The sequence below is a fragment of the Clostridioides sp. LIBA-7602 genome (genome assembly GCF_056688945.1).
Genome location: NZ_CP196991.1, coordinates 2766967 through 2784778 on the forward strand (window position 1 = coordinate 2766967; position 17812 = coordinate 2784778).

The window sequence follows — 17812 nt, forward strand, 5'->3', positions numbered from 1 at the left end:
CTCCAGTAAACTCAATTTAATTGCTAGTTGAAATTTCTCTCTACAATAATATATGCAATATAATTAAATACGTTTCATTTACAACTATATAAGTTATCTTTTTATAATAAAATAAAAATCCCCTATATTCAACTTACAAATAATTTATTTGATACATTGAATGTATAGGGGATATTAATTTAATTATATAATTTTACAGTATATGACTATCTAGGATTTTTTATAGATGCCTGAGCTGCTGCAAGTCTAGCAATTGGCACTCTAAATGGTGAACAAGATACATAGTTAAGTCCTACACTGTAACAGAACTCTACTGAAGATGGTTCTCCACCATGCTCTCCACATATTCCTAGTTTTAATTCTGGTTTAACTTCTCTACCTAATTTAGCTCCCATTTTAACTAATTTACCAACACCATTTTGGTCTAGTACTTGGAATGGGTCTTTTTCTAATATTTCTTCATCTACATATTGACCTAAGAATTTACCAGCATCATCTCTTGAATATCCAAATGCCATCTGAGTTAAGTCATTAGTACCAAAGCTGAAGAAGTCTGCCTCTTGTGCTATTTCATCAGCAGTTAAGCAAGCTCTAGGTATTTCTATCATAGTACCTACAGTATAAGGAACTTCTACACCTTCTTCTTTTATTATAGCATCAACAGTATCCACTATCATTTTTCTTATTATCTTTAATTCATTTACTTCACCAATTAATGGAACCATTATTTCTGGAGAAACTTTAACACCTGCTCTTATTGCTTCTATAGCACCTTGTATTATAGCTTTAGATTGCATTACACATATTTCAGGATAAGTTATTGCAAGTCTACAACCTCTGTGTCCAAGCATTGGGTTAAATTCGTCTAAATCAACTATTCTCTTCTTAATATCACTTACTTTTATTCCCATAGATTTTGCAAGTTCTTCTATAGTCTCATCATCATGAGGTAAGAATTCATGTAATGGTGGGTCTAGTAATCTTATATTAACTGGTTTTCCATCCATAACTTTGAATAACTCTACAAAATCTTCTCTTTGCATTGGTAATATTTTTTCTAGTGCTTTTTCTCTTTGCTCTACTGTATTAGATAATATCATTTCTCTAACTGCTGGTAATCTATCTTCATCAAAGAACATATGCTCAGTTCTACATAGACCTATACCTTCAGCCCCAAACTCTATAGCTGCACGAGCATCTCTAGGATTATCTGCATTAGTTCTAACCATCATACACTTGTGTTTATCTACCCAGTTCATTAATTTCTCAAAGTTTCCAGTTAAAGCTACTTCTGTTTTCTTAACATCTCCTAAATAAACATTTCCTGTAGAACCATCTATAGAAATATATTCTCCTTCTTTTATAACTACATCATCAAGTGCTCTTATTTCTTTGTTAAACTCATCAACTTTTATTTCTCCACATCCAGCAACACAACATTTACCCATACCTCTAGCAACAACTGCTGCATGTGATGTCATTCCACCTCTAGCTGTAAGGATTCCTTCAGCTTTAACCATACCTTCTATATCTTCTGGAGATGTCTCTAGTCTAACTAAAACTACTTTTTCTCCTTTTTCATTTGCTTTTACTACATCATCAGCATTGAAATAAACTTTACCACTTGCTGCACCTGGTGATGCTGGTAAACCTTTTGCTATAACTTTAGCTTCTTTTAATGCCTTATCTTCAAATTTTGGATGTAATAATTGGTCTAATTGATTAGGTTCGATTCTCATTATAGCTTCTTTTTCGTCTATTATTCCATCTTCAACTAAATCAACTGCTACAGCTATTGCTGCTGCTGCTGTTCTCTTACCATTTCTAGTTTGTAATATATATAATCTTTCATTTTCTATAGTAAACTCTATATCTTGCATATCTTTATAGTGACCTTCAAGTATATGAGTAATTTTTACGAATTCATCAAATACAGCTGGCATTACATCAGCAAGAGTTGATATATTTTGAGGAGTTCTTATACCTGCAACAACGTCTTCACCTTGTGCATTCATTAAGAATTCACCAAATAATTTATTTTCTCCTGTAGCTGGGTTTCTAGTAAATGCAACACCTGTACCACTAGTTTCTCCCATATTACCAAATACCATTGATTGGATGTTTACTGCTGTACCTAAGTTATGAGCTATATCATTCAATTTACGGTATACGATTGCACGAGGGTTATTCCATGATCTAAATACAGCCTCTATAGCAAGCATTAATTGCTCTTTTGGGTCTTGTGGGAAATCACTTTTAATTTCTTTTTTGTATATTGCTTTAAACTCTTTTACTATTTCTTTTAAATCATCAGTTGTAAGCTCTGTATCAACTGTATATCCTTTTGATTCTTTTACTCTATCTAATACATTCTCAAATTTATATTTTGGAACTTCCATAGCAACATCAGAAAACATTTGTATGAATCTTCTGTAACTATCATATGCAAATCTTTCATTTTGTGTAGCTTCTGCTAGACCAACAACACTATTGTCATTAAGACCTAAGTTAAGAATTGTATCCATCATTCCTGGCATAGAGAATACTGCACCAGAACGAACTGATACTAATAATGGATTCTTATTGCATCCTAATGTTTTATTTAAGTCTTTTTCTAAAGTAGCCAAATGCTCTTCTATTTCTTTTATTATATCTTCTCTTATACTTTCATTGTTAACATAATAATCATTACAGGCTTCTGTTGTTATAGTAAACCCAGGAGGGACAGGTAAGCCTATCTTAGTCATTTCTGCTAAATTGGCACCTTTACCTCCTAGTAAAGATTTCATGTCTTTGCTTCCTTCACCAAAACTATAAACATACTTAGTTTCCATTGTTAAATCCCCCATTAATCTTTTTATTTTAATTTATATCATTTTTATTAATAGACATTATTAAATTTCTATTTCTTTGTATATCTTTAGACCGTTTTCTTTCATTATGTCTAAGATTATACCTGCTGTTTCTTCTATTGCTTTATTTGAAACATTTATTACTGGGCATCCAATTTTTTTCATTATTTCTTCTGAATAATCTAATTCCTGAAGTATTCTTTCTAGATTAGCATAGTTGGCTTTACTGGATAGACCTAAAGCTTTTAATCTTTGAGTTCTTATTTCATTAAGCTTTTCAGGTGAATTAGTAAGACCTATTATCTTCTTAGTATTTATCTCAAATACCTCTTTAGGAATTGGTATTTCTGGAACTAATGGAACATTAGCTACTTTTATATTTTTATTAGCCAAATACATACTCAAAGGAGTTTTAGATGTTCTTGAGATTCCCACTAAAATTATATCTGCTTGAAGAACACCTCTAGGGTCTTTTCCATCATCATATTTTACTGCAAACTCTATAGCTTCAACTCTCTTAAAATAAGATTCGTCTAATTTTCTAATTATACCAGCTTCTCTTTTAGGTTTTCTTCCTGTTCTCTTGCTTATTTCTCTTAGTATATCTGTCATCAGGTCTATACAGCTAAGACCTTCTCTCTCACAATATCTTTCAACAATACTGCATAACTCTTCATCGACTAATGTATATACAATCAAAGCGTTTTCAGCTTTTGCATTCTCCAAAGTTTCAAGTAGTACTCCTTTATTAATCATGTATGGAAATCTTTTTATTTCATAAGTTTCATTTACATAAAACTGAGACATACATGCTTTTGCAACTTGTTGTGCAGTCTCCCCAACTGAATCTGATACTGCATATATAATTAGGTTTTTCACCAGCATACCTCCTTAATTGTCAACTATTTCTAAGAATAGCTTAGTTATGTTGGTTTTTGATATTCTCCCAACAACTCTCATATGATTTTTGTCTTCTCCCTTATATTCAACAATTGGAATCGAATCTACTTCATGTTCTATTATTTTTCTTGAAGCTAATAAAACACTTGCTCCTTTAGTTAAGGTAACTACATTTGGAGTTCTTGTCATTATCATACCTATTGGCATCTTATTTATATCAGAACCTCCTATTGTTGCTTTTAACAAGTCTTTTCTGGAAACAACTCCACATAACTCTTCATTCTCATCTATAATAACTATACTGCCTACATCAGATAAAAACATAGTGACTATTACATCATATATACTTTCGTCTTTCTTAGCTAGTACAGGCATGCTCATTATATCTTCTACTGATTTCTCTTTTATACTTTTACCAATTAAATTAATTTCACTGACTCCTGAATAAAAATATCCAACTTTTGGTCTTGCGTCTAGTATTCCTGTCATTGTCAATATAGCTAAATCAGATCTAAGCGTAGCACGAGTCACATTCAAGCTGGAGGCAATATTTTCACTCGTTATTGGTTCATTTTCCTTAACTATATCTATAATTTTTAGTTGTCTTTCATTAAGCTGAATAATAATCACCTTCTTTCATTGTGCTATACTTTTTATCTTTTCGCATCTTATATAGTATATTATATAACTATATATACCATTCTGTAAACAGATTTTTTATTGAATACGATATATTTTTTTACTAAGTTCTCTCGCTTAAAGATATTTATTATATATTAATGGGGGATATTTCTTTAATTAATAGAACTATATTAGTGTTACAGTTAATATTATAATACATAATGGGTCATTTTAATTCATTTTATATTAAAATTTTTAATTATATTATTTTAAATATGAATATAAAGTTGCAGAATTAATTTAAATTAAATACACTATTAAAATTTTTAATTATAAATGACCTATAATATACCTCTATACAAAATATCTTAACAAAAATATATAATTTTAAAAGGGCTGATTTAAAAATAACCATCAACCCTTTTAAGCACTACCTATATTATATTATCATCAAATCTTACCCAAATATTTTTTCTTGTAATTGTCTTAAATGATATAAAGTAGTATCTTTTTCTATCTCCACCATATCATAAGTTATAACTTCACCTTTTTTAATATCTTTAACTACTTTAGTCTTTTTGCTAACTAATCCAATAGGAACAGCATTCATAGCCTTTGCAACATCGTATTTTTCTATAGTACCATAACATGTATATGCACCATATCCATCCATATACTCACCTTTTTTCAAGTCTTTCTTAGCTATAGTCATAACTTCTGCAACTAGTCCATTTTTAGGTACTATTGTAGCCTTATGCTCTAAAACTGCCATAGCTGCTGATAAAGGAGTCTCTAAGCTACATAAATGATATGGTCTATATAATATGTAATTAGGTCCATCACCCATGCTTAAATACTTTAATTCATCATTAACAGCTTTTAATTTATGAGCAACTACAACGAAAACTCCAGGTGCTATACCATTTACAAAATCAACTACACCATAATTATCTAATACTCCACCTTCGCTCTTTAATGCATATTTTTTAGGTACTTCGTTTACTGTAGCCTCAATACCATGACCACCTCTTACATCAGGCACAAATCCAGTTGCATTACACATTAGGGCCATTTCTACCATTGTCTTAGTTCCTTCTTTAAAAGAAGCTATCATATGAGGTGAAGCTCCTTTTCTTTCTGCTTCCTCTCTAACAGTATCAGGATTACAATCTAAATCTAATTTATTATTTTTACCTTTTCCTATCACTCTAACTTCAAATCCCATTGCATCTGCAAAATCAAACAATCCCATTACTGCTCCTGGCTCATCCCCTGCAGAACCTGTAAATATTACTCCAGCATCATCTGCTAATTTTTTAAGTATTGGTCCAACAACACAATCAGTTTCAGCATTCAACATTACTATGTGTTTTTTATTTAAGATAGCATTTAATGCTATTTCTGCTCCAATTGCAATACCTCCAGTTGCATCTATAACTACATCTATTGACTTAGTCTTACAAGCTACAAGAAAATCATTACAAGTTAATACTTTTCCTTCTTGTAATTTTAATTCTGCATCATTTTCATTCGTTACATTATCTATAACTTCTTCATCTATGCCTGCATCAGTAAATGCTTTATGAGCTAATTCTAAATTTATATCTACAACAATAGAAGCCTCAATACCTTTCATATTTGCCATTTGGCTTACCATTCCATTACCCATATGACCAGCACCTATAAGAGCTACTTTTATTTTTTTACCTTCTTCTTCCAATTTTGCAAGTTTTCTGTTTAAATCTAACATATCAATTCCTCCTGTTATAATAATTTTATTTTTCAAATTAAGAAATAGTTATTAAATCTCCAATAGTTATATTTGGATTTCCTATTTCTACATGTATTTCTCCTGGTAAGTTTACTTCACATTCTCCATCAAATTTGATTGTACAGTGACCAATTTCTCTAAGAGTCTTTTGAGCAATATCACCAACTGAAACTATACAATAATCTCTATTTCCTATTGTAAGTGTATCTCCTATTTCAACATTACTTTTTAATGTCGATATTGAATGAATTACAGATATATCCTTTAAGTCCTCATCATTGATGGTTTCATCATATATGATAAGACAATTGCTTTCATCCATTAATTCTTTAACTAAACTGCCTATTCCACTTATCTTAACTTCATATTTCATGACATTCCTCCTGATAATTTATATTTATATTAAGTTAATTAAAAGAAACATTTATTTTTTCTTTTATAAATTTTATGGCTTGTACAATACTTTCTTCATCTTTAAATTTTTGCTCTGCACTATATATATCTAGACCTTCTATTTCTTCAATCTCTTTAAACTTAGCCATCACTGTACGCCCTTTTAGAATTTCTCCAAACTTTATAAATCCATCTGAATCTGAAGATATAATTGCTATACTTCCTTTAGAAAAATAACTTTTCTTTTTTCCTGTAGATACTATATCACCCTTTTTTTTAGCTCTATTTAAAGTTTTAAAATATAATTTATTCTGTTTCATTATAAATATAGTATTTAGAACATAAACAACAAATAAAATTACAAGTAGTTTCATATTTATACACCTTCCACAAACACATTATTTTTTTATTCTATACTATAGCTACATAAGATTCTTAAGTAACACTTTTTTAAACTCTAAAAAACTTCTACATTTACTTATCTTATTTGTTAATTTTACATCTTGTCCTATCTTTAAAACTTCTTCATAAATTTTTACTAATAAATCTGAATCCATTTGGTTCTCACATGGAAACATTGTCATGAGTATTATTTTTATACTTCTATTTGCATATTCTATTGGTTCTTCTAAAATTCCAATTGCCATTAAGAATTTATCTGATTTTTCATTTACAGAATGTGGGAATAATAGACCTTTATCAAAAACTGTAGGAGACTTTTCTTCTCTATTAATTATGTTTTTTCTAAACTTATCATCAATACATCCCAAATCCATAAGCTTATCCATCATTTTTTCTAAAGACCCAAGTATAGTCTTTTCATTCAATATCATAAATTTATCTTCATCCAACAAATTATTTATTAATAAATTTGTAGAATTAGTAGTATCAATATTTCCTTCTCTTAAACACAACACTGTCTTTAACTGTTCTCTTAGCTTATTTTCATCAAATATTGTATTTATTTTTAATACTATGGTTCCTATATTTGATGTGTCTAAATCAATAGTTGTAAAAACTATATCGTATTCATTTAAGTTAATATTTCTCAAATTAAAACTTGAAAGAGTATCAATCTGAGGATTGTTACCTATTAATTTTTCAACTCTTATTTTTAGTAATTTCGCAGTTCCTAGACCTGTACCACATATAATTGCTATTTTCTTTATTGAATAGAATCTACTGCTATTTCTTTCTAAGTATCCACTGAAATGAATTGCTATGTATCCAATCTCATCTTCTGAGACTTCTAAATTATACTTCTTCTCTATTACTCTCCCTGCTATTTGCGCTAATTTAAAAGGAAGTATATAGTTCTGTTTAATCTCTTCTAGTAGGACATTTTTTAACTTTATATTAAATAATAGCCTATTTAGAGTAAAACTAAGATGGTATCCTAGCCCTATTCTTAATTCATCCTCATTTATCAAAATACCCATATCAATATATATCTGCTTAAATATGTTTTCCATCAACTCATCAATATTTTTATTAATTCTACTACTATTTAAAGCACATTCTGATGCTGGTGCATTTCCACTTACTAATGGTATAGTCAAATAAATAATTTCCTCATCATTCAAAATACATTCAAATCTTTTTGATAATATATGCTTTATTTCCCTAGCAATAAGGTATTCATCATATGATTTAAGCAAATCAAACTTTACATTATACTCTTTCACTTTCTTCTTTTCTTTTGCTCTATAAATTAAAACTACTATATAGTTAAGAACCTCTCTTAGCATCTCATCTGTAACATAAAAATTGTTATTTTTGAATAAAAACAATAATTCTTCTTCCAAACTTGAGAGTTCTTCTTTTTTAATGTCTTTAAAATATTTCGAATTATTTAAATCTTTTCTTGAGTTCTTATACAACTGATTTAATATAAGCAATCTAATATCAAGTTCATTTCCATGTAATTTCATCCCTGTATTCTGTTTTTTTATTAAGTTTAAATTATACGAAGCTAGAACTTTTTCTACATACTGGAAATCATTTACTAGAGTAGTTCTTCCTACACACATCTCATCTGCTAAACTATCAAGTGTAATAAATCCATCTAGTTCTATCAAATAATTTAGTATAAATTCTACTCTATCTTCCTTTGAGTTTAATGAGAATACATTTTTTCTATTCATATCAATAATCTTATTAAGTACTTTCTCATCTTTTATTTCCAGTTTATATCCTTGACCCTTTATGTATTTGATTACTGCTATATCACTACCTAAATCTTTATTCAATTGTTTTATATAAGTTCTTACACTTCTAGTTGTAACATTCAGTTCATTTGCTATTGAATTGATGCTTACAAACTCTTTTTTACTACATATAATCAATATTTTAAATATCTTGCGGTCAATAGAAGGAATTTTCTCAGTTACATTCATTTTGTATCTCCTCCTTGATTTCATTCTAGTACAAACTTGAAACCAAATTAATACATAAAATTTCACTTTAATAGAGGAAAATTTAGTATTAATCTAAATCGGTAATTACAGTTAATTAATAGTATAAAAGCTAGTCTCTCATTAACAAAACTCTTGACTAGCTTAAATTTATATTCTAAATTTTATTAATCAAATTTAAACCTAATATTGACATTAAACATTATCTTAAAGCAAATACTGCAATACCATATGCAATAATAACAGATATTGGTCCAGTTATTAAACGAGAATAAAATAGAGCTGGAACACCATATTCCACGGTTTCTGGTTCTGCTTCTCCCAAACTTAGTCCTACTGGGACAAAATCACATCCAGCTTGTCCATTTATTGCAAATAAAGCAGGAAGTGCTAAATATGCTGGTATTGCACCAAGACCAATTTGTGTACCTACAAGAGTTCCTACTACTTGGGCTATAACTGCACCAGGTCCTAATATTGGTGATAAAATTGGAAGTGTACAAATTATTGATATAATCAATAATCCACCAATATTACCAGCAAGTGGAGATATTACTTTTGCAATCCAATCTCCCAACCCAGATGCTAAAATAATTCCCATAAGCATACTTACAAATGCCATAAATGGTATTACATTATTCATTACCATTTGGATAGTATCTCGTCCTGCATCATAAAATTTTGATACTACTTGTCCTGCTCCTTGCCCAATAGAAAGTATTATATTCTTTTTAGCATATTCGCCCTGTGCTTTTGATTTTACTTCATCATAATTGTCAGGCTTTCTAATAGAACTCTTATTTTCACTTTTATTCTCTTGAGATTTTTGTGGCATTTCTTCTCCATCTAAAACACTTATACAATTAGGGCTAACATCTGATACATAATATTCCTCTGTTATAAATTTTGCTAAAGGACCTGTTTTTCCAACTGGATTTACATTAATTGTTGGAATTTTTTTCTTTGGATAAACTCCACATCTAGCAGTTCCACCACAATCAATAATAACTACTGCTACTTCTTCATCAGAAACACCAGTTTTAAATCCATCTACAATCTCACAACCCAGTAGTTCTTTTATTTTTAATGTTACTTCATGAATACCACCAGCAGTCATTGATAATATCTTATTTCTATTTCCTTCTTTTTTTATATATAAAGGACCTCCCCAACCAGAAGTTCCTTTTTCTATTTTTAGTATCTTATTTTCATCCATATTAACTACCTCCTAAGCTTTATTTGCCACTTTATTTTTTCTTGTTAAAAAAGCATACATTTTTTCTGTTATTATACCTCTTATAAAAATTACGATTAAACCAACTATAAAATACCATAATGCTAATGTAGTAGTCTCTTTACCTAAAGTAGTCAACCCTGCTGATATTCCTAACCATACAAAAAGTTCTCCTGCATTTGCATGTGGAAAAAGTCCTGTAATTGGATGTACAAATGAAACTGCTGCATCATAAAATCCTGCTTTATGTTCTTCTTTTAAAAATCTACCAAATGTATAACACATAGGATTTCCCAAGAAAAAGACTGATACTAATGGAAGTAGAATATATCTTGTAAAAGAATTCCTTCCAAGTTTAGAAGCCCAATTATTAACTCTTTCCTCACCAATGATTTTAATCAAAGAGTTAATGGCTACCATTAATACAATTAGTGTTGGAAGAGTTCCTGAAACAAGACCTATAAACTGTTCTCCTCCCTTCTGAAACAAACCAATAAACCATTCTGCACCTTTACTTAGACCTGTAATAACGTTTTCCATAAAATTATAACCTCCCTATAATATCTTTAAATTTTTAATTTTATTACTCACTCTTAATTTTACAAATTACTTCTTTTTTCTGTACTATATGATATTATTATAAATGTTTTTTATATTAATATCATTTTAATATAATATTTTTGATAAATAAATACATCTTTTTTCAACTTTATGAAGGAAAAAATTGTACTAATTAGAATTTTCAGAAATATACGAATCTTATTTCGACTATATTTTAAATTTTGCTTAAAAATTTAAGACCTTATTTTTATTTATTTTAATTAATATTATCTAAGTCTTATAAAAATAAAAAAAATAGATGCCTTATTATGAGCATCTATTCTTTAATAAAATTCTTTTTTAATTTTATCATAGATTATTTTATAGGTATATAAATATCAATTTGCGAATCTACATTATTAGGACCTAAAAATCTTTCATCATATACTTCAAAATCATCTCTTATATCAAGTTTTTCTTTTGAACTTAAAAACCAAGTACCCCATATATATTCATAAGTTTTGTCTAAACTTTCTAAGCTACCAATATGAGTAAATACAGCATACTTTCCTCCTTTAATAGTTTTTGAGACAAAGGAGTCTGGAATATACTCATAACTACTAACTTCAAACCCTATTGTTTCATTAAACTCCATTTTTTCACTAACTAGATGTATTTTAGATGTTGCTTCACAAATTCCAAAAGCTCTCTTTGATTGTAGAGTATTTGGAACAATATGATGCACTTTTCTGAACTTTTCCCATAAGTGAGGTAATGAATTATCTTCTAATATCACATTATCTCTTATGCCAATTATCTTTATTTCATCTATTTCTTTTATCGTTGGCTTAATTGTTATATTTCCAACAAGATGTCTCATAAAATCTAATTCTAATTTTTTCTTTTTTCCAACAAATACATCTATTCTGTTTTTTCTATATTCAATAGGGCTAACTTTATATATAGATTTAAATGCCCTGCTAAATGCTTCTGAAGATTCAAAGCCACACTCAATAGCTATATCTATCACCTTTTTATCGCTATATAAAAGTTCTTTTGCACTATTGACCAATCGTCTTTTTTTTATATAACTTCCTACACTTTCACCAAACATAGACTTGAATAGGCGTGTCAAATGATAATAAGAATATCCAGATTCTTTTGCTACATCATTTACAGTTATATTTTCTTTTAAATTATTCTCAATATATATTACAGCTTTTTCAAAATACTTCAAGTAATCCAATATAATACCTCTCTTCTATTTGACATTCTCAAGTACATAAGTCAAAACTATTTTTCACTATACTAAAATATTAGAATTAATTCAATATGCCAATATAAAACTTTCATTTAATTTCTAAAAATTAATTATTTAAAATAATGATATTTTTTTTATTCAACCAACTCGAAAAAATCAGAGGGTGCTTTTTCAATATCTATATTTATTAGTTGTGTTGTAAATTTAATATTGTCATTTAAATAGTAGGCATTCCATATATTACTTTCTAATCCACCCCATAGTATATTAAACTTTCCTGTATTTAAGTCCATAACTATACTTTTTAAAGTTCCAAAAAAATCATTATAGTAATTACAAGATAAACCATTTGGATATTTTAAAGATAAGAAATCCATTAAATCCTTCTCACTAATTTTTTTAGAATTATCTACATATTCTTTAATTAAATTATATCTATAAATTGAATTATTCATTGACTGTGGTTCTAATTTATGAAGTTTATCAATATGAATATGATTTGTAGAGTGGAGAAAATATTCTCTCTTATTTTCAAGTTCATTTATTCTCTTTATCTCTTTTTTACCATCTAGAGTTTCTACAAGTGCCATATTTCCAGACTTATCTGCAAGTAATAAATTAATATTATATGCAATAGGCATATCTTCTATATAATCTAATGCCTCCCCTACATCTTTGCAATTTTCTAATAAATATCTAATAACAGCCCAAAACTGTAAACCTACAATTTTAGGTTTTCTCATACCTTCTTGGCTTCCTACAGGGTAACCACAAGATGTTTGACTCACACCCAAGCCACATTCATTCATACCTTCGGTTCTTCCAAATTGCATGACTGTAGTTCCAATGTGTGCATATTTCCCAACCACTTTAGTTTTACATAAAGCAAAATCTTCCATATGGTGCGAGAAGTCAAAATTACGAGCAAAGAGAACATGCCCATTTTCAGTTAGCTCTGGTGTTAAAGCAACTTGACTGCAACCTGGTCTAAGATAGGTCATAGTATAGTATAAAAGTTGACTACTATCTACTTTAATAGCATCAGCAAAACCTTGTAATTCTTCATTAAGCCCTGGGCAATATTTATCAAATAACTCCACCATATGATTTTCTTCTTCTTTAGTTACAACATTAGATTTATTAATTTGTTCACTTATCAGCTCTGGTATATTTACAATTGATTTTCCTAACTCATACCCTATTTCATAGTTTGTACCACATAATTCGAAAGTTCTTACTTTTAAAGTTTCCATATTATTTCCTCCTATATATATCTTGTACTTGATTTTATCATTAGAGCTATAACCTTTCATGATATTTTTTGCTATAATAAATTCACAGTTCTAAAAAGTCTAACAAGTACTAGATTTATATAGGATTATTTAAATATCTATTATATAAATTAAATGTTAAAACTTAAAATCTTACTTTTGCTCATACATATTTATTACCTTAAGCCATGAAATAATTTTTTCTTCTGCACCATTTCCTCCATCTCCATAAATATCAAATATATCTAAAACTTTTGAATTAGGACATAATTTTTTTATATCTTTATCAGCATGCCCTTTTCCACCACCTCCATGAGTAATAAAAGGTATAATATTTTTTCCACTTAAATCATTCTGATTAAGTAAAGTTGCTATAGGTGGTGCAATTGTACTCTACCAATTTGGTGTCCCTAAAAAAATAGTATCATAATCATTTAAATCATATGATATTTTTTTAATACTCGGCATAATACCTTTTTGTATTTCTTGTTGGGCTTGCTTTACTAGTGCATTATAATCCTTTGTATATGGTGTTTCTGTAAATATCTCTTGTATATCCGCCAATGTGTATTTTTGAATAATCTCTGCAACTCTTTTAGTGTTTGACGAACTTGAAAAGTATATTACAATATTTTTTTTACTCATATCTATTCCCCCTCATTCTTTTTAAGTGTCATACATTTAGCGACTGTATTTCCTGTTTTTAAATATGTATATCCAGGCATTTCAAATAAAATTGGTTTTAATTTATCATAATCTATTTTACTTTCTTCATTTAAAATTTCTTCAGCTGCATATGTATGACTTATTTTTAAGATAAAATTTTCAAATCCATTTGTTTCATAAATATCATCTACATAACATTCCATGTTTAATTTTGATTCTTTTATTAGTGGTGCACCTTCGTTACCTATTTCGTATTCAAATACTTTTGATTTATCAATTTTACTTCCACTTACACAACCAACATAATCTGCTTTTGACAACATATATTCATCTACAATATTTACAGAAAGTACTTTGCTTTCTTTAACTCCTTTATTCGTATAATGTGATTTTGCTAAACTTATCATAATATGGTCATGTCCAATAATACCTAAATGTCCTACTAACATCCAGTTAGGTCTTTCATTAATTACTACTCCAACTACTACTAATGGTGTAGGATATAGTCCTATTACAGAACCTAAATCTTTTTTCATATATAATTACCTCTTTTCTTTTATTTTTTATATTGTATTCCCTTAACCCAACTTAAGGTCAAGTACTATTTTTTATATTAATGCTTTTCTTTCCACTCCTTAACCATTTTTTGTGTTACAGGGTCACACAGATTATAGTAATTTTCAATTTTATACTCAACAACATCTAAACATTCTTGAAGTTTACTAATCTGTGTAGTCAAATCTTCCTTTACTTCCACCAATATTTCTCTACGGACTTCCTTTGTATCATCATCAGAACATGCAAGTCGTACATATTCAATAATAGCTTCTAAAGAAGCACCTGCTTTTTTAAACTTCATCACAAACTCAATCCAATGAATAGCACGTTCATCATAATCACGAATTCCAGATTTATTTTTAGGAATAGGTGGAATCAAACCAATCCTTTCATAATAACGCAAATTATCGACTGATATTCCAGTACGTTTTGAAGCTTCTTTAATTGTCATAAGCATCACACTCCTTATAATTATCTTTTTTTTAATATACAACCTTAAGTTAACTTCAAGTCAAGTCTTTTTAAGAATTTTTTTTATAAATTAAAAAAGTAAATCAAAAAGGTGAACTATACAAAGTTCACCTTTTGTTTTAGAGACTATACTTAAATGTAATTTATTATATTATAAATTTTATAATTTAATTATGTTTAATCCCAATATATTTTATTTTAAAATTATATAAATATATTTTTTAACACTTTAAAAAGGACCTAAATTAATCTGTACTGCAATCATCAAAAATATAAACCCTAATGCTAATTCCATAAGTATTATCTTTGATGCAAATTTAAACCATCTTGTATAAGGTACATGAGCAATAGATATACCAGCCATAAGAACTCCAAGTGTTGGAACTATCCCATTTGCAAATCCATCCCCCATTTGATAAGCTAATACTGCAACCTGTCTAGGTATGCCTATAACATCTGCAAGTGGAGCCATAAGAGGCATTGTCACCATAGCTTGACCAGTGCCTGAAGGTATAAAGAAATTAATTACAGACTGCATAATCATCATTACTCCACCACTAAAAATTCTAGGAACATAATTTAATACCAGCGACAATCCATGAACTATCGAATCTAAAATTACTCCTTGTTCTAATATAACTACTATACTAGATGCAAATCCTATCAAAATAGCTGGATAAACCATATCTTGCATACCTTTCACAAATCCAGAAGCAATTTTATTTGGACTCATACCATATACCACTCCACATAAAATTCCTAAAGCAAAGAAATAAGCTGATAAATCTGACATGCCCAAAGAAAATTTTACAATCAATATCATCAAAGCAAGTATACCGCCAAAGAATGTAACTAATACTCTAATATTTCCAGCAGACAATTTTTCTTTGACAGATGACTCATCTAGTTTCCAATTACTATAATCAATATCTGATACTAAACTTTTACTTGGGTCTCTTTTTATTTTTTTACAATAAAAAATTATATATGTTGAAAGTAAAATCATAGTACAAATCCAAAATATCCATCTAAACCACATTCCTGAAAAAAGTGGCAGTCCAGAAATACCTTGTGCCAATCCCACAGTAAAAGGATTAATAGTAGCTGAACCATAACCTGATGCAAGTCCTAGAAGTAAAATACCTGCAGCAACTAAAGCATCATATCCTAAAGCGATACATAAAGTCATTAATATAGGCAAGAATGCAATACATTCTTCATACATACCTACAACTCCACCAGCTAACCCAAAAGTCAATACTAAGCATGTAATTATAATCTCACCTTTTTTGCTTCCCTGACTTTTAGAAATAACTCTTCCAATCAAAGCATCTAGTGAGCCAGTAGAATTCACTATACCAAATGCACCACCAATGATAAGTACAAAGAAAACTGTAACAGAATTTTTTCCAAGCCCACTTGGTATAGCTCTAAATACATCCATTATACTAACTGGATGTTGTTCTCCATATTTAAAACTTCCTGCTTGCACAAGCATATTTCCAGTAGTTAAATCTTCAACTCTATTATATGTTCCAGAAGGAACAATATAGGTCATTACGGCTGCAAATATTATAAGACCTATCATCAAAACATATGCATCTGGGAATGTTAATTTTCTCTTTTTGCCTTCAGTTTTATTAGTCATAGTAAAGTCCCCTCTATTTAAAATCTACTCCTCTTTCATTTTTTCAATTAACTCTGGATTTTCAAATAATCTAAATCCTGTTAAGGCCAATATCTTTATACCATCAATCACTCTATTTTTTGCATATGGATTCATAGAAGCTTTCAAAAATTCTTTTGTATGTAGCTCTTCGCAATTTTCAGAGAATTTCATTAAAGGGTGTATACATGGTATCATTTGACTTAGATTTCCCATATCTGTCGAACCTAATAATACCTGGTCATCGTCATCATATATACCAAATTCCTCCATAATATTTGTAAAGATACCTGTTAAAACCTTGTTTGCATTTAAGCCTTGGCAAGTTGGCTCAAAATGGTAAAACTCAAGTTCACAACCAGTAGCTATTGCAGCTCCTCTAGCACAATTTTTTACTTTTTCAACTACCTCATCAAAGTAGTCTTGCTCTTTTGCTCGTATTTCTAGTCTTACTTTCCCCATGTCAGGTATTACATTTGCAGCAGTTCCTGCTTCTAGTATGATACCATGTATTCTAGTTCCATCTACCAATTGTTGTCTCAATGCATTCACATTATTATATAATAATACTACTGCATCCAAAGCATTTATTCCATTATATGGCTTAGCTCCTGCATGAGATGCTTTTCCAGTAAATATGAAATCTAATCCCCCTATTGCGATAATTTCTGGTGTTACACAAGTTTTTGAATTTGGATGTATCATCATTGCTGCATCATATCCATCAAATACTCCATGTTCTATTAAATAAGGTTTTCCATCTCCAGTTTCTTCAGCTGGTGTCCCAATTATACTTACCTCTCCTTTGTAAGTATCTAGTATACTTGCAAGAGCTATTCCAGCTCCAACTCCCATGGAAGCTATCAAATGATGGCCACATGCATGACCATTACCTGGAAGAGCATCGTATTCTGCTATAAAGGCTATTCTAGGACCATCGCCATTTTTCTTGGTTGCTTTAAAAGCTGTTGCCATACCTGCCAAATTTTCTTCAACCTCAAAACCTTCTTCTCTTAAAAATTCAGCTATTTTTTTAGCAGACTTATATTCTTGTAAAGCAATTTCTGGCTCATCATATAGAGATTGACATAAACCTAAAATCTTTTCTTTCTTTAAATCCGCCACTTGTATTATTTTTTCTTTCATATCAATCTTACCTCCCACTAGATTTATTTGTTAGTTATTGTATTCTAT

At 29.3% G+C, this 17812-nt stretch carries 15 protein-coding genes and 1 pseudogene; all 16 read right to left on the bottom strand.

Translation table 11 applies throughout. The features are described from left to right. Positions 1–206: 206 nt before the first annotated feature. On the bottom strand, positions 207–2834 hold the full coding sequence (gene ppdK / locus ACTG45_RS13180; RefSeq protein ID WP_021385345.1) for a pyruvate, phosphate dikinase: 2628 nt from the start codon (positions 2832–2834) through the stop codon (positions 207–209). 60 nt (positions 2835–2894) lie between these two features. Next, positions 2895–3737: a pyruvate, water dikinase regulatory protein gene (locus tag ACTG45_RS13185; RefSeq protein ID WP_044213707.1), complete on the bottom strand. Its 843-nt coding sequence runs from the start codon at positions 3735–3737 to the stop codon at positions 2895–2897. Between the two features lie 6 nt (positions 3738–3743). Then, positions 3744–4382, bottom strand: a complete 639-nt coding sequence (gene ccpN, locus ACTG45_RS13190) for a transcriptional regulator CcpN (RefSeq protein WP_044213709.1) — start codon at positions 4380–4382, stop codon at positions 3744–3746. A gap of 448 nt (positions 4383–4830) precedes the next feature. Further along, positions 4831–6123, bottom strand: a complete 1293-nt coding sequence (locus ACTG45_RS13195; protein WP_021385342.1) for an NAD(P)H-dependent oxidoreductase — start codon at positions 6121–6123, stop codon at positions 4831–4833. 37 nt (positions 6124–6160) lie between these two features. Beyond that, entirely contained in the window at positions 6161–6517 is a 357-nt protein-coding gene (locus ACTG45_RS13200; RefSeq protein ID WP_021385302.1) for a PTS glucitol/sorbitol transporter subunit IIA, read from the bottom strand. Positions 6518–6551: 34 nt separating this feature from the next. Then, complete coding sequence (locus ACTG45_RS13205) at positions 6552–6911, bottom strand: transcriptional regulator GutM (RefSeq protein ID WP_021385328.1); 360 nt, start codon at positions 6909–6911, stop codon at positions 6552–6554. Between the two features lie 48 nt (positions 6912–6959). Then, positions 6960–8933 carry a BglG family transcription antiterminator gene (locus tag ACTG45_RS13210; RefSeq protein WP_479917110.1) on the bottom strand — a complete coding sequence of 658 codons (1974 nt, stop codon included), beginning with the start codon at positions 8931–8933 and terminating at the stop codon, positions 6960–6962. 220 nt (positions 8934–9153) lie between these two features. Further along, complete coding sequence (srlE, locus tag ACTG45_RS13215; RefSeq protein ID WP_479919128.1) at positions 9154–10167, bottom strand: PTS glucitol/sorbitol transporter subunit IIB; 1014 nt, start codon at positions 10165–10167, stop codon at positions 9154–9156. A 12-nt stretch (positions 10168–10179) separates the two neighbouring features. Then, complete coding sequence (gene srlA, locus ACTG45_RS13220) at positions 10180–10725, bottom strand: PTS glucitol/sorbitol transporter subunit IIC (RefSeq protein ID WP_021385333.1); 546 nt, start codon at positions 10723–10725, stop codon at positions 10180–10182. 376 nt (positions 10726–11101) lie between these two features. Continuing rightward, complete coding sequence (locus tag ACTG45_RS13225; RefSeq protein ID WP_479919129.1) at positions 11102–11971, bottom strand: AraC family transcriptional regulator; 870 nt, start codon at positions 11969–11971, stop codon at positions 11102–11104. A gap of 149 nt (positions 11972–12120) precedes the next feature. Beyond that, positions 12121–13239 carry a C45 family autoproteolytic acyltransferase/hydolase gene (locus ACTG45_RS13230; RefSeq protein WP_479919130.1) on the bottom strand — a complete coding sequence of 373 codons (1119 nt, stop codon included), beginning with the start codon at positions 13237–13239 and terminating at the stop codon, positions 12121–12123. A 171-nt stretch (positions 13240–13410) separates the two neighbouring features. Then, positions 13411–13902, bottom strand: a pseudogene (locus ACTG45_RS13235) (flavodoxin). A 2-nt stretch (positions 13903–13904) separates the two neighbouring features. Continuing rightward, positions 13905–14459: a flavin reductase family protein gene (locus tag ACTG45_RS13240; protein ID WP_021385292.1), complete on the bottom strand. Its 555-nt coding sequence runs from the start codon at positions 14457–14459 to the stop codon at positions 13905–13907. A 77-nt stretch (positions 14460–14536) separates the two neighbouring features. Next, complete coding sequence (locus ACTG45_RS13245) at positions 14537–14932, bottom strand: MerR family transcriptional regulator (protein ID WP_021385331.1); 396 nt, start codon at positions 14930–14932, stop codon at positions 14537–14539. Between the two features lie 249 nt (positions 14933–15181). Further along, complete coding sequence (locus ACTG45_RS13250) at positions 15182–16600, bottom strand: YfcC family protein (RefSeq protein ID WP_021385355.1); 1419 nt, start codon at positions 16598–16600, stop codon at positions 15182–15184. Between the two features lie 24 nt (positions 16601–16624). Beyond that, the gene (locus ACTG45_RS13255; RefSeq protein ID WP_021385322.1) at positions 16625–17764 is read right to left on the bottom strand and encodes a M20 family metallopeptidase; all 1140 of its coding nucleotides are present in this window, start codon (positions 17762–17764) and stop codon (positions 16625–16627) included. Positions 17765–17812: the final 48 nt, after the last annotated feature.